Below are 23,394 nucleotides of genomic sequence, written 5' to 3'. Positions count from 1 at the left end.
GTCACAGAACCGCCATTCAGATGTAACCCTCCAGCCATAGCGGGCCCCTCAACCAGGAGGGACCTGCATGTTTACGACTACCAAGACATTGCTTTTCACGACCACCGCAGCGCTTTCGATCGCGCTGCCGACTGCCGCTCTTGCCGGAGAGATCCAGGGCACCGTGATCGATTCGAGCGAAACGGTCGCGATCGATTCGGCAGAGGTGACGCTGGTCGAGCTCGGACGCGTTGCAGTTTCGCAGCGCGACGGCAGTTTTGCCTTCGGCGATGTACCGGCCGGCACCTATACGCTGAAGGTTCGCTATGTCGGGGCCGAGCCGCAGACGGTCACGGTCGACGTACCCGAGACCGGGGCAGTCGCCGTAACGCTGACGCTCGAAGCGTTCGGCGAAAATCACGTTCTTGTCGTCGGTCAGCTCGCCAACCAGTCCAGCGCCTTGTCGCGCAAGCGTGAGGCGGACGGCGTCAGCGATGTCGTGACCCGCGATGCGATCGGCAATTTCCCCGATCAGAACGCCGCCGAAAGCCTGCGCCGCGTTCCGGGTGTGAACGTCCTGAACGACCAGGGCGAGGGACGTTTCGTTTCGGTTCGCGGGCTCGACCCGGAACTGGTCTCGACTTCGCTCAATGGAGTGCGCGTTCCGTCGCCCGAATCCGATGTCCGCTCGGTCGCGCTCGACGTGATCTCGAGCGACATCATCGAATCGATCGAGGTCAAGAAATCGCTCACTCCCGATATGGATGCCGACACGATCGGCGCCTCGGTGGAGATCAAGACCACCAGCGCGTTCGACCGCCGCAGCGATCTGCTGACGGCCAAGGTCGAAGGCAGCTACAATGAATATTCGGGCCAGGTGACGCCCAAGGGCAGCGTCGATTTCGCAACGCGCCTGGGTGAAAATGTCGGTATCTCGGGTGGCGTTTCCTACTATCGCCGCGAATTCGAAACCGACAATATCGAAGCCGACGATTGGGAAGATGCAGGCCAGGGCCCGTTCGCGACCGAAGTCCAGTATCGTGACTACGACGTCGAGCGCGAGCGTATCAGTGCCACGCTGGGTCTCGATTTCCGCGTCGGCGACAGCACCGAACTCTATGCGCGCGGCATCTACAGCCAGTTCGACGACCACGAATACCGTCGCCGCCTGACCTTCGATCTGGGCGATTTCGACGATGACGGCCCGTCGAGTTTCGACGGCACCACCGCTACCTTTGACGACAGCGATGAGGAATTCACGATCGAGCGTGACGTGAAGGACCGGTTCGAGCGTCAGAAGATCAAGTCGGTCGTCATCGGCGGCGAGAGCGACTGGGGCGACTGGTTTGCAGAGTATTCGGCCAGCTGGGCGCAATCGAGCGAGCGCGAGGATGGCAACGTCGACCCTGCGCAGTTCGAGCGCGATTTCGAAGATGACGGGCTCATCATCGGATTCGATTATGGCGATCCGCGTAAGCCGCTGTTCTCGGTGCTTCAAGGCCAGGCGCTGTTCGCCGATCCGGCGGGATACGGCCTGAAGGACATCGAGCTTACCGCGCTTTCCGATGCAGTGGACGAGGAATATGCCGCACAGATCGACCTCGGTCGGCGGATCTACCTCGATCGCGGCGAATTCACGGTGCAGGGCGGCATCAAGGCCCGCTGGCGCGACAAGACCTATAACAAGACCGTCGAATTCTACGAGAACGACGACCTGACGCTCGACCAGGTGCTGGGCGAACAGACCTACCGGATCATCGATCTTGGGCCCGTGCCGAGCAAGACCGGTGCGAGCGATTTCTTCTTCGCCAATCGCGATGCGTTCGAGTTCCAGAATATCGACAGCGCATTCGATTCCGCGGTCGAGGACTACGCGGTTTCCGAAGATGTGATCGCCGGTTACCTGCTGGGTCGCTACGATACGCCCGAGCTGCGGATCGTCGGCGGTGTCCGTGTGGAGAATACCCGCAACGACATCACCGGCAATGAAGTTACGCTGATCGAGGAAGATGGCACGCTGCCCAATGGCGATATCGCCACCGACGACACCGTGCTGGTCGCCCCGGTTGCGTTCGAGCGCAATTACACCGACTGGTTCCCGAGCCTGACGCTACGCTATGAACCGCAGCCCGAATTGGTGCTGCGCGCAGCGACCTATCGCAGCTTGGTGCGTCCGAAACTCTCCAAGCTCGCCCCGCGTTTTGCCGTCGAGCAGAATGACGACGACGAGCGCGAAGGCGAATTCGGCAATCCCGATCTGGAGCCTTACGAGGCGTGGAACTTCGACGTTGCGGCAGAATACTACTTCACCCGCAACGGTGCGATCACCGCGGCGATGTTCTACAAGGATATCAAGAACTACATCGTCGATACGGTCGAGAATGACGGGGTCTATCGCGGTATCGCGTTCGACGAAGCCGAAATTCCGATCAACGGCGATAGCGCGCAAGTCTTCGGCATCGAACTCGGCGTGGCGCAGGCACTGGACTTCCTGCCCGATCCGCTCGACGGGTTCATCATCCAGGCGAACTACACCTATACCGACGCCTGGGGCACGGTGTTCACCGATGGCGACGCGAGCGATCCACGCACGATCCCGCTGCCTTCCACCTCGCGCAACACCTTCAACGTGGCGCTGGGTTACGAGAAGGGGCCGTTCAACCTGCGCCTCGCGGGCACCTATCGCGACCGCTATCTCGACGAGATCGACGGCGAAGCGGAATTCGACCGCTATGTCGACGATCACTTCCAGCTCGACCTGAGCGCGAAATTCCGCGTTACCGAGCAGTTCCAGCTGTTCTACGAATGGGTGAACATCAACAACGCGAAGTACTTCGCTTACAACGAGTTCGGCGGGCGGCAAAACCTCTATCAGTACGAGGAATACGGCTCGACGATGAAATTCGGACTGAGGTTCAAATACTGATGGCTTATGCACTCCGTTACACACCGCTGGCGGCATTGCTGCTCGCGGGCGCCTGCACCACCGTTCCGATTGCCGGAGACCCCGCCGTACCGGTCTATGCCGCTGCCGAAACGGTCCCCGTCGGCACCGCAAATGAAGACGCAGCCGACGATCCGGCGATCTGGCGCAATGCCGCCGATCCGGGCGCAAGCCTGATCGTCGGTACCGACAAGAAGGGCGGGCTCTACGTCTACGACCTTGGCGGACGCGAAAAGCACTTCATGCCCGCGCCGGGGCTGAACAATGTCGATCTCGTCGATATGGGCGGCCGCGACGGCGTGATCGTCATCGCCAGCGACCGGGCGGACGAAGCCAATTCGCACTTTGCGCTGTTCCGCCTCGATACCGCCTCGGGCAGGCTCTTGCCGCTCGGCCGGGTGGCGAGCGGGCCGGGTGAAGGCTACGGCATCTGCGCATGGAAGCGCGGGGACGACCTGATTGCCTATGCCGTGCCCAAGGAAGGCACGATCCGCGAATACCGGATCACGCTGGGAGCGGCGCCCAAGGCCGAATTGCTGCGCTCGATGCAGGTCGAAACCCAGCCCGAGGGCTGCGCGATCGATACGCGCGACGGCACGCTTTATATCGGAGAGGAAAACGTCGGCATCTGGCGCTTCGCTGCCGGACAGAGCGAGGGCGAACTCGTCGCCGCGATCGACAATCGCCACCTCGTGGCCGATGTCGAAGGTCTCGCGCTGGTTCCCGACGGGACGAATGGTGGCTGGCTCTACGCCTCGAGCCAGGGCGACAACACCTACATGCGCTATGCGCTTCCCGACATGCGGCCCGCCGGACGCTTCCGGATCGCCGCTGGCCAGTTCGGCGCCGCCGAGGAAACCGACGGGATCGAAGCCAAGCCCGGCAATTTCGGGCCGGAATTCCCGCGCGGCCTGTTCATCGCGCAGGATGGCCAGAACGGCGATCAGGCCCAGAACTTCAAGCTGGTGCGGCTCGACGCGATCGAGGACGCACTGGACGACACCGAGTAGCTCGGGGAGCCGGGTCGGGAGCGATCCCGATCCGGCTTTAACCCTTCGCCGTCATGATTTGGGCCGTCACGATTTTGGCGGGCGCTTGCCCTTGGGCTTGATGTCCTGCTTGCCGGCAAAGGACTTGCCCTTGCCTGGCTTGCCGCCGCCTTTGCCGAAATCCTTACCGCCCTTGGTGAAGTCCTTTCCGCCCTTGCGATGCGGGCGCGGATTGCGATCGCCCTTGAAGCCGCGCTTCCCGTCGCGCGAACCGCCCTTGGGTCCACCCTTTGGTCCGCCGCGATCATGGCCGACGCGCGGCCCATCGGGAGCTTCCTCGATCGCGATCGCATCCTGCTCGTCGTCACCTTGTGAGGTGCGTTCGACCGCATCGGCGAAGCGCGCGGAAATCGCGCGCGGGATCTGCGCCCAGCTTTCGTGCTGGCCGATCCGGATCGCACCGATCTCGTTGCGGGTGATATGGCCGCGGCGACACAGCAGCGGCAGCAGCCAGCGCGCCTCGGCCCGTTGGCGACGGCCGACACCGATTCGGAACCAGACCGTATCCTCGAAGCCCGGACGATGGCGCTCGGCCTTGTCGCGGTCGCGCGCTTCGGGGGTGTTCGCGATCAACTCTTCGGGTTGCGGCAAGTCGGCGCGATGCGCGGCGACAAGTGCGGCAGCGATATCCTCGGGCGGCATCCGCTTCATGATATCGGCGGCGAGGGCGCGATCGTCTTCCTCGATTTCGCGGGGCTCGGTGATCCGCTCTATCAGGCGGGTGTGATCCTTCTTGCGAATTTCCTCTGCGCTCGGTGCACCCATCCACTCGGCTTCGATCTTCGCGCCACGCAACATCGACTGGACGCGCTTGCGGCGATTGAACGGCACGATCAGCGCCGCCGTTCCCTTCTTGCCCGCACGGCCGGTACGGCCCGAACGGTGCTGAAGCGTTTCGGCATCGCGCGGAATCTCGACGTGCACCACGAGGCTGAGCGTCGGCAAGTCGATCCCGCGTGCCGCGACATCGGTTGCCACGCATACGCGCGCCCGGCGATCGCGAAGCGCCTGGAGCGCCTGGTTGCGCTCCGACTGCGAATGCTCGCCAGACAGAGCGACCACGCCGAAGCCGCGATTTTGGAGCGTGGCGTGGAGACGGCGGACATTGTCGCGCGTGGCGCAGAAACAGATCGCCGTCTCCGCTTCGTGGAAGCGCAGCAGGTTGACCACCGCGTTCTCGATTTCGGACGGCGAGACTTCGATCGCCTGGTAGGCGATGTCGCCATGCCCGCGATCCTTGCCTGCGAGCGAAAGGCGCTGGGCGTCGGTCTGATAACGTTCGGCGAGACGTACGATGGCTGGCGGCATGGTGGCCGAGAACAGCAGCGTGCGGCGGCGATCGGGCGTCGCGTCGAGGATTTCTTCCAGATCGTCGCGGAAGCCCATGTCGAGCATTTCGTCGGCTTCATCGAGCACCACGCCGACCAGGCCCGACAGGTCGAGCGAACCGCGTTCGAGGTGGTCGCGCAGGCGGCCCGGGGTGCCGACCACGATGGCAGGGCCCGCCCGCAGCGCGCGGCGTTCCTTGCTCGCGTCCATCCCGCCGACGCAGGTCGCGATCCGCAGGCCCGCTTCGGCATAAAGCCATCCGAGCTCGCGGCTGACCTGCAGCGCAAGTTCGCGGGTGGGGGCGATGACGAGGGCGAGCGGCTTGTCCGACAGTGGCGTTCCGCCGATCTCGCCCAGCATTTCGTCGGCCAGAGCAAGACCGAAGGCAACCGTCTTGCCGCTGCCGGTCTGCGCGGACACGACTAGGTCGCGGCCTGCCGCACCGGGAGCGATCACGGCATCCTGTACCGGCGTAAGTTCGGTGTAGCCGCGCGCGGTCAGGGCCTGCGCAAGGATCGGCTGGACGTGCTCGAACGAGGGAGTGGTCGGGGTATCAGGGGTGGGCTGTTCGGAAGACAAAGGCAAAACTCGCAAGGGATAAAGGCACCGCGGAGGCGGCGCGGGAGGACGCATAATGCGGGATCGCGCCGGGGGAGGCGCCGAAATATTTGGTCCGCCTGCGCGGCTCGCGGGGGACCTTTGCGCGTCTTCTAGCAGATTATTGCGCTCTTGGCTTCAACAATTGTGCAAGTGCGAAAGAGACTACGCTGCGACGGTATCGCCGTCCTGCTTGCGGCGGCGCAGCAGGAAGGCAAAGCGGGCCGCTTCGCCGACATCGCCCTGGAACGATCGATTGACCAGCGCACCGACCGCCGAGCCGACGACGGGCACCACCATACCGGCGCGGCTGCGGAAAGAGGCGAACGCAATCGCGCGCGAAACGCGTTCGACCGCCTGATCGACGATCGGGGTGATGTCCTTGTGATCCGCGGCGACCAGCGAGCCGTCTTCGGCGATCGCGGCTTCGAGTGCGGCAATCCGTTCGTCACGCAGTTCGGGCTCGTCGAGCGCGGAGAGTTCGAGGATCTGGAGTCGGAAAACCCGCTCCGCCGCTCCCTCTCCGTCGAAGCCATAAGCGCGGCCCGTGTCGCGGATGGTGCGCAGGGCGATACCGATCGTGGCCGGGATATCGAAGCTCATCGACAGGGCTCCGCCGAAGCCTGCTGCGGCCCCGGTGGTGGTGCTGATATTGCGCGCCGTGCGCACGATTCCCTTGGCGGCATCATGCGCAGCGTCGAGATCGGCCGGGTCGTGATCGAACCGGTTGAGCGCAGGAGCGCCGACGGCCTGGTCGAGGCCTTTCAGCACGCCTTCGACCAGCGCATCGGGCACGACGCTGGACAGCGCCTTGCCGAACGGATGGGTCAGACGCTCGATCCCGCGTCCAAGCATGGACGGCTTGCTCTTGCGGTATTGCGCGATTTCGCGATCGATATTCATGGCTCGTGCTCCCCTGTCGGGCCGGTCCGTAGCGGTGGCCTCGACAGGGATAGCGAGCGGGGAGGGCGCTTGTTCCGCGCGAGGGGCGCTAGCTGTCCTTGCGCATCTTCCGAATCACGCCTTCCTGCGCAACGCTGGCGACGAGTTCTCCATCCTGATTGAAGACGCTGCCACGGTTGAAGCCCCGGCCTCCGCCGCTCCACGGGCTGTCGGTCGCATAGAGCAGCCATTCATCGAGTCGCGCCGGGCGGTGGAACCACACTGCGTGATCGAGGCTCGCGCCTTTCAGCTCGTTGCGCCACCAGCTGAGGCCGTGGGGCAGGGCGCTGGTGCCCAGCAGCATGTAGTCGCTGGCATAGGCGAGCGCGGCGCGGTGAAGCGACGCGTCGTCCGGCATTGGCGCGACCGCGCGAAACCAGGTGTGGCTCACCGGGTCGCGGGGCTCGGAGCTTTGCCAGTGCGGCGCGTCGATATTGCGCAACTCGATCGCACGCGGCCGGAGCATGAATTCACGCGCACGCTCGTCTTCGAGCGAATTTGCCATTTCGGCGCGGATTTCCATTTCGGGACGTAGCTCGTCGGCCGAGGGCACGTCGGGCATGGTCGCATCGACATGTTCGAGCCCTTCTTCGGGGCGCTGGAAGCTCGCCGCGAGGTTGAGGATCGGGGTGCCCTTCTGCTTGGCGACGACGCGGCGATTGGAAAAGCTGCGCCCGTCGAACTGGCGATCGACCGCAAGCTCGATATCGTAATCCTCGCTGCCACCACGCAGGAAATAGGCGTGGAGCGAATGCGGAGGGCGATCGTCTTCAACGGTCATCTCCGCCGCGCGCAGCGCCTGCGCGATAACCTGTCCGCCGAAGACGCGCCCCACGCCGTCACCCTTGCGTGGTCCGCGATAGATATCGTGGCCCACGGTTTCTTCGGGGGTCAGCAGGGTGACGAGGCCATCGACGAGGTCTTTGGGGGAGGGATGCCGTTCATCGGCTGTTCGTTCAGTATCGTTCATACAGCTTGGCATGTGGCGCGCGCCCGACGAGGTCAAGCGGGCACGTTTCGGGGACACGCGGCGAGGTCCGACCCGGCAAAGCCATTGTTCAGATAAATGCAGACTTTTATGAACGGTATCTGTCAGCGCAATTCAGCATGCGCTCAAAGCGGCTTCCCTAAAAGGGTAATCGAAGGTCGCGGGATGCTCCCTCGGCCAGCTGTGAAGGAGGCAGATAATGAATAAGTATAGCAAAGCCCTGCTCGGTACTGCTGCGGCTGGTGCGATGACAATGGGGGCCATGGCGACGCCTGCCCATGCGCAAAGCACCGAGGAAGTCATCGCCGGTGCGGTGATCATCGCCGGGATCGCCGCGATCCTTTCGGGCAATGACCGCGACGATCGATATTATCGCGACGACCGCCGTTATCGCGACGACCGCCGCTATGCCCGCCGGGGAAATGGCCGCCAGGCCGTCGAGCAATGCGTCCGCATCGCTGAAAATCAGGCGCGCCGCGCCGGTTACCGCTATGCCGACGTCTATGAAATATATGATGTCGACAGCCGCCGCGATGGCTGGCGCGTGAAAGGCCGCATCGCGGTCGACGGGCAGCGTGGATACAATCGTCGTTACGACCGCCGCGACCGGCGGGCCAACCGCGACGAAGGCAAGTTTACCTGCAAGGTCGAATATGGTCGCGTTCGCGATCTCGACTTCGGGGGAGTTCGTGGGCTGCGTTAAGGGTCGCACAGCCTGCGCTCACTTGGGCGGTTCAGTCTGGAAACAGGCTGGATCGCCCATTTTTTATGCCTACATGTGGGAGAACATGAGGAGGGCAGTCCTATGAAGACGCCGAATTCCACCGCCGCCGTTCTCGCGGTTTTCTCGCTCCTGGCCACGCCGGTTGCCGCGGCCGAACTTCCGGATGCGTCAGCTGCACGCGGGGCTGAGGCCAACGTCCCGACGATCAAAGATGACGGCATGACCGCCGACTGGCGGCGCGGCTGGCGCTATCGTCGCCATCGCGGCGTCGATCTCGGCGACGTGCTGACCGGCGTGTTGATCATCGGCGGGATAGCGGCGGTCGCCGATGCCGTCCGCGATGCCGAGCGGGACCGAATAGAGCGCCAGCGCGATTACGATCGAGATTATGACCGCGACTACGATTACGATCGCCGCGATGCCGACCGCTACGCCCGCGGCGTCTCTGCGTCCGAAGCGGCCGAAACCTGCATGGATGAAACCCAACGGTTTGGCGCGGTCGAGGATTTCGATCTCGTGCGTCGATTGGGCGATGGCTGGCAGGTCGAAGGACTGATGTCCGACGGGACGCCCTATTCTTGCACCATCGACCTCGAGGGCCGCGTGCGCGAACTTGGCCGGGGCTCGACGAGCGATGCAGGCTATTCCTATCGCGGCGAGGATGCGCAGGGCGCGGTGGATTATGCCGAGGCCCGCGCGCGCGTCGATGGCTATGCCTATCGCGCCCCGATCGTGGATGATCGCGGTGGCGCGCCCTATCCCGGCGGTCCGGTCGACGGCGATATCGAAGGCGGCTGAGGCTTATTCTTCGGCGGCGCTCTGGTCTTCTCCTCCCGCATGGGAGGGGAGCGCCCAGCCAAAGCGGATCGCGGCGGCGCGCAGGGTAAAGCCGGCCAGTGCCGCCACGCTCCAGACGACGGTCTGTTCGATACGCAGGCTCAGGCCGATCACGCACAGGGTCGCACCGAAAGCGGCCGCCGTCACATAGAGTTCGGGTCGCATGATGATCGACGGACGCCCTGCGACCAGATCGCGGATTATCCCGCCGACGCAGCCGGTCACCACGCCCATCACCGCGGCGGGAACGAGCGCGACGCCGAAAGCGAACGCCTTCGCGCTCCCGAGCACGGCATAGGCGGCCAGGCCTGCGGCGTCGGCATATTCGATCCCGTCACCCTCCCACCAGCGCTGGGGGGTGAACCAGGCAATCAGCGCGACGCCGAAACACACCGAGGCGACCCACGGATCCTGCATCCAGAACACCGGCGCACCGATTAATAAATCGCGCACCGTTCCGCCGCCGACGCCGGTCACCAGCGCGAAGAATGCCATGGTGACGAAGGTCTGGTTCAGCCGCGCGGCGACCAGCGCGCCGGTCAGCGCGAACACCGCCACGCCGGCCAGGTCGAGCCAGTCGAGGATCGGGGTAAGGATCTGGTCGGGCGTCATTCGATGGTCTTCTCGTGTGTAAGGCGGCGTGGGAACTTCAGGATCCGGCCCCGTAGCGGCAGCGAGCCGGGCAGGAAATGCCAGTATACGAATTTCCGCATCGACGGCCGCTCCAGCCTCCGTCCTTCGCGTGACTTGGCTTCGCGCGCAAGCTAGGTGGTTCGGCAATCAACGCATACGGAGACTCGCCCATGTCCATCCTCACCCCATCGCGCGCCCTGCTGCCCCTGCTGCTCGCCACCGCTGCCTGCACCACCGTACCGATGGACGGCGCACCTTCGAGCGCGGCGGTCGATGGCTACGACATCCGGGCGCAGTACGACAAGCTGGCCGAGATCGAGATGGCGCCCGATACCAGCTATCTGACCGACGAAGAGCGCGACGTGGTGAACCTGCTGATCGAAGCGTCGGACTATATGAGCGCGATCTATCTGCAGCAGCGGGGCGCCGACCTGCTCGCGACGCGCGAAGCGATTTCGCGGAGCAGGCACGGCGATCGCGACCTCCTGCTCGCCATGTTCGATCTCAATTTCGGGCCGTGGGATGAGATCGACGAATTGCACCCGTTCTGGGGCACCGAAGAGATGCCACTGGGCGCAGGCTTCTATCCCAGCGATCTGACGCGCGAGGAGTTCGACGCCTATCTTGCCGCAAACCCCGCCCAGCGGGAGGCGCTGACCAGCCCCTATACGGTGGTGAAGCGCGATGGCGATCGCCTGGTGGCGGTGCCTTATTCGGTCGAATATGCGGCCCAGTTGAAACCCGCCGCTGCGCTGCTCGAACAGGCTGCCGCGCGGACGTCCAACCCCAGCCTCAAGAAATTCCTCAGTCTTCGCGCCAAGTCTTTCCTTTCGGACGATTATTTCGAAAGCGAAATGGCGTGGATGGACTTGAAGGACACGCCGATCGAAATCGCGATCGGGCCCTACGAGGTCTACACCGACCGGCTCTACGGTACGAAGACCGCGTTCGAGAGCTTCGTGACGCTGAAGGACCCGACTGCTTCCGCCGCGCTGGCGAAGTACAAGGATCATCTGCGCGACATGGAAGCCAACCTGCCGATCGAGGACCGGTACAAGAACTTCTCGCGCGGCTTCGAGAGCCCGATTGCGGTGGCCGACCAGATCCATGGCGGGGGCGACAACATTCCCGGTGTCCAGACGATCGCCTTCAACCTGCCCAATGACGAGCGGGTGCGCGAAGCCAAGGGTGCGAAGAAGGTGATCCTCGCCAACGTGCTCGGCGCGAAATACGACCGCATTCTCGATCCGATCGGCGACACCGTGCTGACGCCCCACCAGGCCAAGCTGGTAGCGAAAAAATACATGGAGCTCGAAACGCTGTTCCACGAGCTGTCGCACAGCCTCGGGCCCGGCACGATCACGGTCGACGGACGCCAGACCACGGTGAACGAGGAACTGCGCGACCAGTATTCGGCGCTCGAGGAATCGAAGGCCGATGTGATGGGCGTGTGGAACGTGTTCTACATGATGGACCAGGGAGAATTGCCGAAGGCCGAGCGCGAGCAATTGCTGGCGACCTATTTCGCCGGCATCTTCCGCGCGATGCGCTTCGGTATCGAAGAAGCGCACGGCAAGGGCGCAGCGCTGCAATACGGCTATCTCAAGGCCAAGGGTGCGTTCGCGTGGAATCCGGCGACCAAGCACTACACGGTCGATTACGCCAAAATGGAATCGGGACTGCGCGAGCTGCTGCACGACCAGCTGATGCTCCAGGCCTATGGCGACTATGACGGGACCAAGGCGTTCTTCGCCAAGTGGGCCAGGCTAGACGACGCGGCGCGCAGTCGCATCGCGGCGATGAACCACATCCCGGTCGACATCCGTCCGATCTATCCCGAAGAAATCTGATCACGGCGAGTGGGTCCCCGCGCCAGCGGGAACCCCTCGCGTTCAGGCGTTTTGCGCCGCTGGGTCCTCGTCGCGCGTGCGTGTCGGCGCTCGCCGCGCAAGCCAGAGAGCGATCGCAAGGCCGAGGATGGGGGCGGCACTGTAGCCCACGAGCGGAGTGGGATAGGACGATATCGCCGCCGTATAGACGAAACCCGTCATCGCGCCGGCGAGTGCAAACCGCTCAGGACGCCCGATCGACCGATCGAGTGCAATCAGCACAATCCCCACGATGGTCGCCACCACCAGCAGGACCAACCAGAGCGGGTGGATTGCGGCGGCATCGAGATAGACCTGCTCGACGAAGGCTTGCGGGGGCAGGAGCCCGCGCTTGTGCGCCCAGATGGCGGCCAGCAATCCGGCGATCGCCACCAATGCGGGTTTGGTATCGCGGGTCGCCAGCGCCACGCCGATCGCTGCTCCGCCGACCGCCAGCGCGAGCGAGGCGTCGGGTTGGACCACCGCCGCCGCCAGCGCTGCCAGAGACAGGCCGAGGCGAGGGCGCCATTCCATCCGCGCCGCGAACACCGCCAGCGCCGGGAGGGCGAGCAGCGCGGAATTGAGGCCGATCGGTCCCGACCCGATCCAGCGATGGACCCCGTTGATCTCGGGGCCGATGAAGAACGGCATGAACAGGAGCGCGGTTAAAATCACCGCCGCAACGTCGTCCTCCACCTTTGGATGCGGCACGAAAGCGACGAGCCCCAGCGCGATCAGCAGGCAGCCGCCATTGATCGCGAGGTAGTGCGATGGCGCGCCCTGCGTCGCCATGAAAGCCAGCCCGGCGGCAACCGGGATCGCCAGAGCGAGCAGGGCAGCGGCGCGATTCATCCTATTCCTTGATGCCGGGGATTTCATGTCCGTTCTGATAGAGCGTCAGCGAGGTCACGTCACCCGCATCGTCGCGATTGAAGCGGACCTGCGCGTCGATCACCTTGAGGAAGAAGAAGTCCTCCTCGCCGTCCTGCGCGAACAGTTCGAAGGCGGGCTGGTTGGTCGCCTGCGCCTTCAACTGGTCACCTTCGACGAAAACATTGATCTTGAAGGTGGGGGCGAGGGCGTAGGTGCCCTCGTACTGCGCGAGCGAGGCAACATCGAGTTCGGCGGCCTCCAGTTCGTCGATAAGCTTCACTTCGCCACCGCGTGCCAGGCGCATCAGCATGGTGGCCAGATCGTTGGCCTGGCCGCCATTGAGATTGGCGAGCACGATCACGGTAATGTCGCGATCGGGATCGTGCATGAGCATGGAGTTGAATCCCTCGATTCCGCCACCGTGCCAGACCATCCGGCCGTCTTCTTTTTCGGTGATCAGTACGCCGTATCCGTAGGTCGAGCCGGGCATCGCCTCGACGCCGGGCGCGGTCATGGCGGCCAGGCTTGCGGGCTTCAGCAGCTTCCCGCCAAACAGGCCGCGTTGCCATTTGAGCAGGTCATGCGTGGTCGAGTGCAGTGCACCGGCACCCGTCGGGATCGTCATGTCGACATATTCGGCGTTGGCGATACCGTCGCGCGTCGGCGAATAACCCGAGGCGCGCATCGGCACGATCTCGGACAGCACATCGATCGCCGTGTCGTTCATCCCGAGCGGATCGAAGATGTTCGCCTTCACGAAGCTCGCGTAAGTTTCACCGGTGATGTTCTCGATAATCGCGGAAAGCAGGACGAAACCCGAGTTGGAATAGCTCCACTTCTCGCCCGGCGTGAAATCGAGCGGCTTGTCGGCGAACATCGCGATCAGTTCCTCGCGTGTCGTCGGCAGGAATTTCTGGGTCGCGAATTCGTCGAGATCGGTCACGTTCGTAATGCCGGACGTGTGCTGCAGGAGATGCCGTGTGGTGATGGCGTCCCACGCGGCCGGCGCATCGGGCCAATAGGTCTTTACCGGCACGTCGAGATCGATCTGTCCACGCTCTTCGAGCAGCAGGATAGCGGCGGCGGTGAATTGTTTGGTGACCGAGCCAATGCGGAACTTCGCGTCAGGCGTGTTTGCGATGTCCCATTCGAGATTGGCGCTGCCATACCCCCTGTCGAACACGATCTCGTCGCCGATCGCGACGAGGGCGGTGCCCATGAACGTGCCTTTTTCGGCCTCGACCGAAACCACCTCGTCCATCCGCACAGGATCCTGTGCGAGAGCGGGTGTGGCAAAAAGAACGGCAATGGCCGTTGCGCAATGGCGTAACATGGCTTTCTCCCCTTGGTGTAGTGGGTTTGTAATACACCAAGGGGATGGAAGCAATGTCGTTAGTCGTCGGCTTTAGGCAGCCGATGGAACGCAATGCGTCTCACGCGGCCGGGGAGCGCGCGTTCGGCTCAGACGTGGATCGGCTTGCCCTGAACCGCCATCGCCGCTTCCTTCATCGCTTCGGAATGCGTCGGGTGGGCGTGGCAGGTGTAGGCGATGTCTTCGCTGGTGGTGCCGAATTCCATCGCCACTGCGGCTTCGGCGATCATCGTACCGGCAGGCACGGCAATCGCCCACACGCCCAGCACCTTGTCGCTCTCGGCCTCGGCGATCACCTTCACGAAGCCATCGGGATCGTGATTGGTCTTGGCGCGGCTGTTGCCCACCATGGGGAACTTGCCGACCTTCACCGCCTTCTTGTCGCCGCCCATCTTCTCGATGGCTTCCTCGGTCGTCAGGCCCACGCCCGCGATTTCCGGCCAGGTGTAGACGACGCTGGGGATGATCGCGTGGTTCACGATGCCGGTCTGCCCGGCGATGTTTTCCGCCACAGCGATGCCTTCATCCTCGGCCTTGTGGGCGAGCATGGGGCCGGGGACGCAATCGCCGATCGCCCACACGCCATCGACCTTGGTGCGGAAGTCGTGATCGGTTTCGATCTGGCCGCGCTTGTTGGTTTCCAGCCTGATCGCATCGAGGCCGAGGCCGTCGGTGTTCGGCTTGCGCCCGATCGAGACGAGCACGCAATCGGCTTCCATCGTCTCTGCGTCGCCGCCTGCCGCGGGCTCGAGCGTCAGCGTGGCGGTCTTGCCCTTGACGGTAACGCCGGTGACCTTGGTGGAGAGCTTGAACTCGATACCCTGCTTCTTGAAGATCTTGCGCGCTTCCTTGCGGATGTCGCCGTCCATGCCGGGCAGGATTTCGTCGAGGAATTCGACGCAGGTGACTTCGGCACCCAGACGCCGCCAGACCGAGCCAAGTTCCAGCCCGATCACGCCGCCGCCGATGACGACCATCTTTTTGGGCACCTGGGGCAGTTCGAGCGCGCCGGTGCTGTCGACCACAACGTGCTTGTCGTTGTCGACCTCGACACCCGGCAGCGGAGTGACCGAGGAACCGGTCGCGATGACGATGTCCTTGGCGGTGACGGTTTCGTCGCCGACCTTCACGGTGTGCGCATCCTGGAAGGTGGCGTAACCCTTCTTCCAGTCGACCTTGTTCTTCTTGAACAGGAATTCGATCCCGCCGGTCAGTCCCTTCACCGCATCGCGGCGCTGCGCGTGCATCTGCTCGAGGTTGAGCTTGGGCTCCACATCGATGCCCAGTTCCTTCATCGCGCCGTTTTTGGCCGCGTCGAAATACTCGGAGGCGTGCAGCATCGCCTTGGAGGGGATGCAGCCGACGTTGAGGCAGGTCCCGCCCAGCGTCTCGCGCCCTTCGGCGCACGCGGTCTTGAGACCCAGCTGCGCGGCGCGGATCGCGGCGACATAGCCGCCCGGGCCAGCGCCGATGACAAGGACGTCGTAATCGTAATTGTGGTCGGTCATTGTTTTGCTCTTGTCAGGAAATTGCAGAGAAGGCGTGAGATGCATTCTCCGCCCCCTTTTTAGCGAACTCGCGCAACTGGCCGATTCGCGTCATCAAAAATTTACGTCCCTCATCGCCATCCTCAGCAAACATCTCGGCAAGATGAACGTATTGCTCCACCATTTTGTCCGTGTCGTAAACGGCAGCGATTTGCTTGTCGGTCAGCGAAGAGATTTCCGTATGGAAGCGCCGGATCTGGTCGGCGGAAATGTAGTGAACGGGACCGTATCCGTTGTCTGGGCCAACCGCTTCAAAGTCACCGAAAATCAATTCGAGATTCTTAGAGTATTTCTCTCCAGCTTCGGTCAGCATGAAGTGTGTGCCGTGCCATTCCTGATCGAGATCGACCATAGCGCCTTCGCTTAGCTCGCGTTCACTTCCACTTTCAGGGTTTACGAACGCGCCAGCCGATTCCGGTTCACTTTTGATCGCGGCCACTTGATCGTCATTCGCCAGTCGCGCTGTCCAAATCATCGACATGAGGTTCGTCCTTACAAATCGATCAGAATCCGCGCGGGATCCTCGATCGCTTCCTTGATGATTTTCAGCGCGGTGACGGCTTCGCGGCCATCGATCAGGCGGTGGTCGTAGCTCAATGCGATATACATCATCGGGCGCACCACGATCTCACCGTCGACCACCACTGCGCGATCCTCGATCCGGTGAAGGCCGAGCACCGCGCTTTGCGGCGGGTTGATGATCGGGGTGCTCATCAGCGATCCGAACACGCCGCCATTGCTGATGGTGAAGGTGCCGCCCTTCATATCGTCCATCGTCAGCGAGCCGTCCTTGGCGCGCTTGCCGAAATCGGCGATGTCGAGCTCGATCTGCGCGAAGCTCTTCTTGTCGACGTCGCGGACGACGGGAACGACAAGCCCGTTGGGCGCGCTGACGGCGACCGAGACATCGACGTAATCGTGGTAGACGATCTCGTCGCCGTCGATCTGGGCGTTGACGCTGGGTACGTCCTTCAGCGCGAGGTGCGCGGCCTTGGCGAAGAAGCTCATGAAGCCGAGCTTGATACCGTGCTTCTTCGCGAAGCTGTCCTTGTATTTCTCGCGCGTCTCGATGACCGCGGTCATGTCGACGTCGTTGAACGTGGTAAGCAGCGCGGCCGTATCCTGCGCGCTCTTGAGGCGTTTGGCGATGGTCTGGCGCAGGCGCGTCATCTTCACGCGTTCTTCGTTACGCGCACCGCTTGCGGCAGGTGCGGGGACAGGGGCATCCTCGGCCTGCGACGGGGCGGGGGCATCGCGCTTAGCCTTGGCTGCGGCAAGCACGTCTTCCTTGGTCAGGCGACCGTCCTTGCCGGTGCCCTTGACGTTGGCCGGGTCGATCCCGTGCTCAAGCACCGCGCGGCGCACGGCAGGCGAAAGAGCGGCGGCATCGAAATCGGTGCCGGACACTTCGCCGGTCGAGTTGGGGACCGAATCCTGTTCGTTGCCCTTATCCTTCGGTGCGGCATCGGACTGCTGTTTCGCGCGGCCCGCTTCGTCGCCCTTGGCGGCAGGAGCTCCGCCTTCCTCGACGCTGGCGATCACAGCGCCAACCTCGATTGTGTCGCCTTCCTCGGCCTTGAGCTCGCCGATCACGCCGGCGACAGGGGAGGGCACTTCGACGGTGACCTTGTCGGTCTCGACCGAGACGATCGGCTCATCCACGGCGACGGCATCGCCGGGTTGCTTGAGCCATTCGGCAATCGTGCCTTCGGAAACGGATTCGCCCAGCGAGGGGACGGTGATATCGGTGGCCATAATAGTCGTCTTTCCTCAGACCTTGGGGGTTGCGGGCGGGCAATCGAGCTGGCGCTGGGCAGCGCCTCCATCGGCGCATCCCAGGGCGATCGTGATCAGGGCTTCCTGCTGGACCTTGTGACGTCCGGCGAGGCCTGTGGCGGGTGAAGCGGCTTCCTCGCGCCCGGCATAGCAGGGGCGCATGCCTTCATGGCCCGAAGCGTTGAGCGCGGCTTCGATCTTCTCGGCGACAAAGAACCACGCGCCGTTGTTGCGCGGCTCTTCCTGGCACCAGACCACTTGTTCCAGGTTGGTCATGCGCTTCAGTCGCGCTGCCAGCGGCTCGCCCGGGAACGGGTAGAGCTGCTCGAGACGCACGATCGAGACGCCTTCGCAGGCGAGTTCCTCGCGCTTTTCGAACAGGTCGTAGGCGACCTTGCCCGAGCACAGCACCAGACGCTTGATATCCTTGTCTGCGATCTCGACCGGATCGGACTTGATCCGCATGAAGTGGCTTTCACCGAGGAAATCCTCGCGTGCCGACTTCGCCTTGGGATGCCGCAGCAGCGATTTGGGCGTCATGATGACGAGCGGTTTACGGAACGGGCGCAGCATCTGGCGACGCAATACGTGGAAATAGTTCGCCGGCGTGGTGATGTTGCACACTTGGATATTGTCGTTGGCGCACAGCTGGAGGAAGCGCTCGAGGCGCGCGGAGGAGTGCTCCGGCCCCTGGCCTTCATAACCATGCGGCAGCAGCAGGACGAGCCCGTTGGCGCGCTGCCACTTGACCTCGCCCGAAACGATGAACTGGTCGATCATGATCTGCGCGCCATTGGCGAAATCGCCGAACTGCGCTTCCCATAGCACCAGGCTCTTCGGATCGGCCATAGCATACCCGTATTCGAAGCCGAGCACGCCATATTCGGAAAGCGGGCTGTCGAGCACCGTGAAATCGCCATGCGGTACGGTTTCGAGCGGCACGTACTTTCGCTCGTCCTTCTGGTCGACCCAGACGGCGTGGCGCTGGCTGAACGTGCCTCGGCCGGAATCCTGCCCCGAGAGACGAACGCCGAAACCTTCGGACAGGAGCGATCCGAAGCCCAGTGCTTCGGCGGTCGCCCAGTCGAAGCCGTCGCCGCTCGAGAACATCTCGCGCTTGGCATCGAGCACGCGGCCGAGGGTGCGGTGGATCGTTAGATCGTCGGGCACCGAGGTGAGGGTGCGGCCGAGGCTGTCGAACAATTTGCCGTCGATGCCGGTTTCGATGTTGCGGCGCGCGGTTTCCGGATCGGCGGGCTTGTGCAGACCCTGCCAGCGACCGCCGAACCAGTCGGCCTTGTCGGGCACGTAGTCCTGACCGGCCGCGAATTCGTCGCTCAGCTGCTCGGTGAAGGCGGCTTCGCTTTCCTTGAGGAAATGTTCGTCGATCGTCCCTTCCGAGACCAGGCGCTTGGAATAGATGTCGGAGACCTTGGGATGCTTCTTGATCCGGTCGTACATCAGCGGCTGGGTGAAGCTCGGCTCGTCGCCCTCATTGTGGCCGAAGCGGCGATAGCACCACATGTCGATCACGATGTCGCGGCCGAATTTCTGGCGATATTCGATCGCCAGTTTGCAGGCGAAGGTCACAGCTTCGGGATCGTCTCCATTGACGTGCAGGATCGGCGCCTGGACGCCCTTGGCAACATCCGAGGGATAGGGGGACGATCTGGCGAATTGCGGGCTAGTCGTGAAACCGATCTGGTTATTGATAACGAAGTGGATGCAGCCGCCGGTATTGTAGCCGCGCACGCCCGAAAAGCCGAGGCATTCCCACACGATGCCCTGACCGGCAAAGGCCGCATCGCCGTGGATCAGCACCGGCAGCACTTCGTCGTGCTTGACCAGATCGTCGCGGATCGATTGCTGCGCGCGGACCTTGCCGAGCACCACCGGATCCACCGCCTCGAGGTGCGAGGGGTTTGGAACGAGGCTCATATGCACGTCGATCCCGTCGAATTCGCGATCGGTGCTGGTGCCGAGATGGTATTTGACGTCGCCCGAACCGCCGACTTCGTCGGGCGTGGCCGATCCGCCGGAGAATTCATGGAAGATCACGCGGTAGGGTTTGCCCATCACGTTGGCGAGCACGTTCAACCGGCCGCGATGGGCCATGCCGTAAACGATCTCGCGCACGCCGTCGGCGCCGCCATATTTGATCACCGCTTCGAGCGCTGGGATCATGGACTCGCCGCCATCGAGGCCGAAGCGCTTTGTCCCGACATATTTCTTGGCGAGGAACTCTTCGAACTGTTCGCCGCGGACCACCGCCTGCAGGATTGCGCGCTTGCCTTCGGGGGTGAATTCGATCGTCTTGTCGAGGCCTTCGAACTTGTCCTGCAGGAAGCGTCGTTCCTCGACATCGGCGATGTGCATATATTCAAGGCCGACCCGGCCACAGTAATTGTGCTGCAGGGTCGAGAGCAGTTCACCGATCGTGACCCACTCGAAGCCGAGATTGCCGGCGAGGAAGACTTCCTTGTCCTTTTCGCCTTCGAACCCGTGCCATTCGAGCGTGAGGTCCTTGGGCAGCTCGTGCGTGGTCAGGCCGAGCGGATCGAGGTCCGCCGCCAGATGGCCGCGCACGCGGTAGAGCCGCACCAGCAGCATGGCGCGCAGCGCATCGCTTGCCGCCGCTTCGACCGATTTGGAATCGGCCGGCTTGCCCGCCTTTTCCAGCGCTTCCTTCACCGCGATCTGCATCGCGGTGGGATCGAGCGCCTGCGTCAGGTCGTCCTCGCTCTCCCCGCCGACTAGCGGCCAGCCCTTGCGCTGCCACGAAGGCCCCTGCTGGGGGCCATCCGGCGTGAAGTCGTGGTTTTCATTGCCCATGGGCTAGCTCCGAGGGGAGGGGAGAGGAGTTAAGGATGCGGCTTACGCCAGTTCTTTGAGCATCGCGTCGAGCGTGGTGCCAAGCTCGCTGGGCGAGGGGGAGACGCGGATGCCCGCATCTTCCATCGCCGCGATCTTGTCGTCGGCGCCGCCCTGGCCGCCCGAGACGATCGCCCCGGCATGACCCATGCGGCGGCCCGGAGGCGCGGTGCGTCCGGCGATGAAGCCGACCATTGGCTTGCGACGGCCCAGTGCCGCCTGCTGCTTGATGTATTCGGCCGCTTCTTCTTCCGCGCTGCCGCCGATTTCGCCGATCATGATGATCGACTTGGTGTCGTCGTCGTCGAGGAACAGGTCGAGCACGTCGATGAAGTTGGTGCCGTTTACCGGGTCGCCGCCAATGCCGACCGCAGTGGTCTGGCCGAGGCCGACCATGGTCGTCTGGTGGACGGCTTCATAGGTGAGCGTACCCGAGCGCGAGACCACGCCGACGCTGCCCTTCTTGAAGATCGAGCCCGGCATGATGCCGATCTTGCATTCTTCCGGGGTCAGCACGCCGGGGCAGTTCGGACCGATCAGGCGCGAGGCGGAGCCTTCGAGCGCAGCCTTCACGCGGACCATGTCGAGCACCGGGATGCCTTCGGTGATCGCGACGATCAGCGGGATTTCGGCATCGATCGCTTCGCAAATGGCGTCGGCCGCGAAGGGCGGCGGAACATAGATCACGGACGCATCGGCACCGGTTTCGGCCTTGGCTTCCTTGACGGTGTTGAAATTCGGCAGGCCGATATGGGTGGTGCCGCCTTTGCCCGGCGTCACGCCCGCCACCATCTGCGTCCCGTAATCGAGCGCCTGCTGGGTGTGGAACGTGCCGGTGTCGCCGGTCATCCCCTGGGTGATGACCTTGGTGTTCTTGTTGACGAGGATGCTCATTCGGATTCTCCGGCGTAGGATACGGGGATCTGGACGGCGAAGGGCCCTTCGCCACCCGGTTCGAAATTGGTCATAAGATAGAAGACGCTGCCGTCTTCGATCCAGTAGAGGTCTCCGCCATCGGCTTCGGGCGTGCCATAAAGGCCCGTCAGCGCAGCACGGATATTGTCGAGCGTGGCGCCATCGTCGACCTGGCCACGCACCAGGCAGACATCGCCGCCTTGGTCGCCCGATCCGGGCGTGATCAACACGTCGCTTCCTTCGGATTCATATAGGTCGATGTCGGCGCCGCTGGCGGTCTGCGCGACACTTTTGGACCAGCCCGAGCCGGTCAGCACCGACCCATCGAAGCCATTTGCGCCCACGGCGGGAAGGCAGGCCTTGAGCGCAGCCAGTACGGCGTCGCTGGAGCCTGCAGGAGTGGCCACGGAGGCGGGGGAGGGGACGGGCGCATCGGTGGACGCGCTGTCGCCGATCGCGGTCACGGTGAAGAGCGCGTTGGGCTCGCTTTGCTTGCCTGACGGTTCGACCCGCAGCGTAAAGCCCGGGCGATCCCAAATGTAGGCGTATTCCTCCTGGCGATCGGGCATCCCGGCCAGTTCGGCGACGCCTTTCACCAACTCGCCATAGGCCGAGGTGCTTTCGAGCCTCGCGAGCACGACGCAGCGTTTGCCTTCAAGCTCTTCGCGGCCGATCACAATCAGCGCGTCATTGCCGTCTTTCTCGTAGATTCCCGCAAGCTTGCGCGTTCCGCGCTCCCCGGAGCGGCGCTTGGCCTCGCTCCAGCCGGCTGCGGACAGGCGAGTCGTTTGCACGCGATCGGTCTCGGTGATCGCTTCGCACGACTGGACACCGTCCCACACATCCGCCGCGCTCGCGGGCACGATCTGCGCACTGACAGGTGCGGCGTAGGCGAGGAACGGCAAAACCGCACCGGTGGCCAGCGATCGCATCGGGGCGCTCGTTTTAAGCAAGGCTGCTATCCAGCCCCTTGCAGGCCTCGAGCAGTTCTTCGACCGCGTCGGTGCTGACCTTGAGGTTGGACTTTTCCTCGTCCGACAGCTCGATCTCGATCACTTCCTCAGTGCCGCCCGCGCCGATCACGGTGGGGACGCCGACGTACAGCCCGTCGAGGCCGTACTTGCCGTCGACATAGCTGGCGCAGGGCAGGATGCGCTTCTGGTCGCCGAGGTATGCTTCGGCCATCGAGATCGCGCTGGTTGCAGGCGCGTAATAGGCCGAGCCATTGCCGAGCAGGCCGACGATCTCGCCGCCGCCCTTGCGGGTGCGATCCACGATCTCGTCGATGCGGTCTGCCGAAACGCCCTTGATCTTGGCGAAGTCGTCGACCGGGATGCCGTTGATCGTGGTGTAGCTGGTGACGGGGACCATCGTGTCACCGTGGCCGCCGAGCACGAAGGCGTTCACATCCTTCACCGAGACGTCGAATTCCCACGCGAGGAAGGTGGCGAAACGCGCGCTGTCGAGCACGCCCGCCATGCCGACCACCTTGTTGTGCGGCAGGCCGGAGAATTCGCGCAGCGCCCAGACCATCGCGTCGAGCGGGTTGGTGATGCAGATCACGAATGCGTCGGGTGCGCTGTTCTTGATGCCTTCGCCGACCGCCTTCATTACTTTCAGGTTGATGCCGAGCAGGTCGTCGCGGCTCATGCCGGGCTTGCGGGGCACACCGGCGGTCACGATGATGACGTCCGCACCGGCAATGTCCGCATAGTCGTTCGAACCGGTGATCTTGGCGTCGAAGCCTTCGACGGGGCCGCACTGCGAGAGATCGAGCGCCTTGCCCTGCGGCATGCCCTCGGCAATGTCGAACAGGACGATGTCGCCCATTTCCTTCTTCGCTGCGAGGTGGGCGAGCGTGCCTCCGATCATACCGGAGCCGATAAGCGCGATCTTCTTGCGTGCCATAGGGAAATGCTGTCCTTCCGCCGCGGGACAGGCGAGGGCGAAGGGGCTTTCGGCCCGTCCCGCGAATGGGCGAGGCCCCGAGGATTTCGGCGGCACGCCCCATAGGGGCGGTCCGTATGCGGGGCGAGGTAGGCTTGCATTCCGGGGAAAGCAACCGCCTAGAACCAACTATCTTTGCAATTAGTTTGCAGTAGCAATTGAGGTGTTCCGCGCGTCCATTTGGCCAACGATGCGGGTCGCAG

18 protein-coding genes are annotated in these 23,394 nt (G+C 63.5%); 5 read left to right on the top strand and 13 right to left on the bottom strand.

Going from position 1 to position 23,394, the window contains the following annotated elements; genetic code table 11:
- Positions 1 to 67 precede the first annotated feature (67 nt).
- Together GRI68_RS06670 and GRI68_RS06665 are read left to right on the top strand one after the other, a co-directional pair.
- A complete protein-coding gene (locus GRI68_RS06670; RefSeq protein WP_160616525.1) occupies positions 68 to 2,905 on the top strand; it encodes a TonB-dependent receptor in 2,838 nt (945 codons plus the stop codon).
- Positions 2,905 to 3,933 (top strand): phytase, encoded by a 1,029-nt coding sequence (locus GRI68_RS06665; protein ID WP_160616524.1) that lies wholly within the window; start codon positions 2,905 to 2,907, stop codon positions 3,931 to 3,933. Before GRI68_RS06670 ends, GRI68_RS06665 begins: the two co-directional genes overlap by 1 nt.
- A 66-nt stretch (positions 3,934 to 3,999) precedes the next feature.
- On the opposite strand, the gene GRI68_RS06660 is transcribed toward GRI68_RS06665, so the two are convergent.
- From GRI68_RS06660 to GRI68_RS06650, 3 genes are all read right to left on the bottom strand, one after another.
- Entirely contained in the window at positions 4,000 to 5,934 is a 1,935-nt protein-coding gene (locus GRI68_RS06660) for a DEAD/DEAH box helicase (RefSeq protein ID WP_160616523.1), read from the bottom strand.
- A 129-nt stretch (positions 5,935 to 6,063) separates the two neighbouring features.
- Positions 6,064 to 6,801 (bottom strand): EcsC family protein, encoded by a 738-nt coding sequence (locus GRI68_RS06655; protein WP_160616522.1) that lies wholly within the window; start codon positions 6,799 to 6,801, stop codon positions 6,064 to 6,066.
- Positions 6,802 to 6,889: 88 nt separating this feature from the next.
- Complete coding sequence (locus GRI68_RS06650; RefSeq protein ID WP_234028734.1) at positions 6,890 to 7,810, bottom strand: acyl-CoA thioesterase; 921 nt, start codon at positions 7,808 to 7,810, stop codon at positions 6,890 to 6,892.
- Positions 7,811 to 8,027: 217 nt separating this feature from the next.
- On the opposite strand from GRI68_RS06650, the gene GRI68_RS06645 reads away from it, so the two are divergent.
- Together GRI68_RS06645 and GRI68_RS06640 are read left to right on the top strand one after the other, a co-directional pair.
- Positions 8,028 to 8,531: a hypothetical protein gene (locus GRI68_RS06645; protein WP_160616520.1), complete on the top strand. Its 504-nt coding sequence runs from the start codon at positions 8,028 to 8,030 to the stop codon at positions 8,529 to 8,531.
- Positions 8,532 to 8,633: 102 nt separating this feature from the next.
- Positions 8,634 to 9,350: a hypothetical protein gene (locus GRI68_RS06640; protein ID WP_160616519.1), complete on the top strand. Its 717-nt coding sequence runs from the start codon at positions 8,634 to 8,636 to the stop codon at positions 9,348 to 9,350.
- Positions 9,351 to 9,353: 3 nt separating this feature from the next.
- Here the strand turns inward: GRI68_RS06640 and GRI68_RS06635 are convergent, their stop codons facing one another.
- Positions 9,354 to 10,001, bottom strand: coding sequence for a trimeric intracellular cation channel family protein (locus tag GRI68_RS06635; protein WP_160616518.1), 648 nt, complete (start codon positions 9,999 to 10,001; stop codon positions 9,354 to 9,356).
- 191 nt (positions 10,002 to 10,192) lie between these two features.
- On the opposite strand from GRI68_RS06635, the gene GRI68_RS06630 reads away from it, so the two are divergent.
- Positions 10,193 to 11,872: a dipeptidyl-peptidase 3 family protein gene (locus tag GRI68_RS06630; protein WP_160616517.1), complete on the top strand. Its 1,680-nt coding sequence runs from the start codon at positions 10,193 to 10,195 to the stop codon at positions 11,870 to 11,872.
- A gap of 42 nt (positions 11,873 to 11,914) precedes the next feature.
- Here GRI68_RS06630 and GRI68_RS06625 read toward each other — a convergent pair whose 3' ends face one another.
- The 9 genes from GRI68_RS06625 to mdh form a co-directional block, all read right to left on the bottom strand.
- Entirely contained in the window at positions 11,915 to 12,742 is an 828-nt protein-coding gene (locus tag GRI68_RS06625) for a hypothetical protein (RefSeq protein ID WP_160616516.1), read from the bottom strand.
- Position 12,743: 1 nt separating this feature from the next.
- Entirely contained in the window at positions 12,744 to 14,024 is a 1,281-nt protein-coding gene (locus GRI68_RS06620) for a serine hydrolase (RefSeq protein ID WP_199799724.1), read from the bottom strand.
- A 200-nt stretch (positions 14,025 to 14,224) separates the two neighbouring features.
- Positions 14,225 to 15,643, bottom strand: a complete 1,419-nt coding sequence (gene lpdA / locus GRI68_RS06615; RefSeq protein WP_160616514.1) for a dihydrolipoyl dehydrogenase — start codon at positions 15,641 to 15,643, stop codon at positions 14,225 to 14,227.
- A gap of 13 nt (positions 15,644 to 15,656) precedes the next feature.
- Positions 15,657 to 16,163, bottom strand: coding sequence for a DUF1877 family protein (locus GRI68_RS06610; protein WP_160616513.1), 507 nt, complete (start codon positions 16,161 to 16,163; stop codon positions 15,657 to 15,659).
- Between the two features lie 11 nt (positions 16,164 to 16,174).
- On the bottom strand, positions 16,175 to 17,437 hold the full coding sequence (gene odhB / locus GRI68_RS06605) for a 2-oxoglutarate dehydrogenase complex dihydrolipoyllysine-residue succinyltransferase (protein ID WP_160616512.1): 1,263 nt from the start codon (positions 17,435 to 17,437) through the stop codon (positions 16,175 to 16,177).
- A 15-nt stretch (positions 17,438 to 17,452) separates the two neighbouring features.
- Positions 17,453 to 20,290, bottom strand: coding sequence for a 2-oxoglutarate dehydrogenase E1 component (locus GRI68_RS06600; RefSeq protein ID WP_160616511.1), 2,838 nt, complete (start codon positions 20,288 to 20,290; stop codon positions 17,453 to 17,455).
- A gap of 42 nt (positions 20,291 to 20,332) precedes the next feature.
- The gene (gene sucD, locus GRI68_RS06595) at positions 20,333 to 21,223 is read right to left on the bottom strand and encodes a succinate--CoA ligase subunit alpha (RefSeq protein WP_160616510.1); all 891 of its coding nucleotides are present in this window, start codon (positions 21,221 to 21,223) and stop codon (positions 20,333 to 20,335) included.
- On the bottom strand, positions 21,220 to 22,176 hold the full coding sequence (locus GRI68_RS06590; RefSeq protein ID WP_160616509.1) for a hypothetical protein: 957 nt from the start codon (positions 22,174 to 22,176) through the stop codon (positions 21,220 to 21,222). The genes sucD and GRI68_RS06590 overlap by 4 nt, the downstream gene beginning before the upstream one ends.
- Positions 22,177 to 22,189: 13 nt before the next feature.
- A complete protein-coding gene (gene mdh, locus GRI68_RS06585; protein ID WP_160616508.1) occupies positions 22,190 to 23,152 on the bottom strand; it encodes a malate dehydrogenase in 963 nt (320 codons plus the stop codon).
- Between the last annotated feature and the right edge of the window lie 242 nt (positions 23,153 to 23,394).

This window comes from Alteriqipengyuania halimionae, from assembly GCF_009827575.1.
GTDB classification, from domain to species: Bacteria; Pseudomonadota; Alphaproteobacteria; order Sphingomonadales; family Sphingomonadaceae; genus Alteriqipengyuania_A; species Alteriqipengyuania_A halimionae.
Note: the sequence above shows the minus strand (reverse complement) of the source record. Positions and strands in the feature narration are given on the sequence as shown.

Excerpts from the sequence above, each read along its gene's own strand:
- GRI68_RS06670 (WP_160616525.1), top strand. The coding sequence starts at position 68 with ATGTTTACGACTACCAAGACATTGCTTTTCACGACCACCGCAGCGCTT.
- GRI68_RS06665 (WP_160616524.1), top strand. The coding sequence starts at position 2,905 with ATGGCTTATGCACTCCGTTACACACCGCTGGCGGCATTGCTGCTCGCG.
- GRI68_RS06660 (WP_160616523.1), bottom strand. The coding sequence starts at position 5,934 with ATGCGTCCTCCCGCGCCGCCTCCGCGGTGCCTTTATCCCTTGCGAGTT.
- GRI68_RS06655 (WP_160616522.1), bottom strand. The coding sequence starts at position 6,801 with ATGAATATCGATCGCGAAATCGCGCAATACCGCAAGAGCAAGCCGTCC.
- GRI68_RS06650 (WP_234028734.1), bottom strand. The coding sequence starts at position 7,810 with ATGAACGATACTGAACGAACAGCCGATGAACGGCATCCCTCCCCCAAA.
- GRI68_RS06645 (WP_160616520.1), top strand. The coding sequence starts at position 8,028 with ATGAATAAGTATAGCAAAGCCCTGCTCGGTACTGCTGCGGCTGGTGCG.
- GRI68_RS06640 (WP_160616519.1), top strand. The coding sequence starts at position 8,634 with ATGAAGACGCCGAATTCCACCGCCGCCGTTCTCGCGGTTTTCTCGCTC.
- GRI68_RS06635 (WP_160616518.1), bottom strand. The coding sequence starts at position 10,001 with ATGACGCCCGACCAGATCCTTACCCCGATCCTCGACTGGCTCGACCTG.
- GRI68_RS06630 (WP_160616517.1), top strand. The coding sequence starts at position 10,193 with ATGTCCATCCTCACCCCATCGCGCGCCCTGCTGCCCCTGCTGCTCGCC.
- GRI68_RS06625 (WP_160616516.1), bottom strand. The coding sequence starts at position 12,742 with ATGAATCGCGCCGCTGCCCTGCTCGCTCTGGCGATCCCGGTTGCCGCC.
- GRI68_RS06620 (WP_199799724.1), bottom strand. The coding sequence starts at position 14,024 with ATGGACGAGGTGGTTTCGGTCGAGGCCGAAAAAGGCACGTTCATGGGC.
- lpdA (WP_160616514.1), bottom strand. The coding sequence starts at position 15,643 with ATGACCGACCACAATTACGATTACGACGTCCTTGTCATCGGCGCTGGC.
- GRI68_RS06610 (WP_160616513.1), bottom strand. The coding sequence starts at position 16,163 with ATGTCGATGATTTGGACAGCGCGACTGGCGAATGACGATCAAGTGGCC.
- odhB (WP_160616512.1), bottom strand. The coding sequence starts at position 17,437 with ATGGCCACCGATATCACCGTCCCCTCGCTGGGCGAATCCGTTTCCGAA.
- GRI68_RS06600 (WP_160616511.1), bottom strand. The coding sequence starts at position 20,290 with ATGGGCAATGAAAACCACGACTTCACGCCGGATGGCCCCCAGCAGGGG.
- sucD (WP_160616510.1), bottom strand. The coding sequence starts at position 21,223 with ATGAGCATCCTCGTCAACAAGAACACCAAGGTCATCACCCAGGGGATG.
- GRI68_RS06590 (WP_160616509.1), bottom strand. The coding sequence starts at position 22,176 with ATGCGATCGCTGGCCACCGGTGCGGTTTTGCCGTTCCTCGCCTACGCC.
- mdh (WP_160616508.1), bottom strand. The coding sequence starts at position 23,152 with ATGGCACGCAAGAAGATCGCGCTTATCGGCTCCGGTATGATCGGAGGC.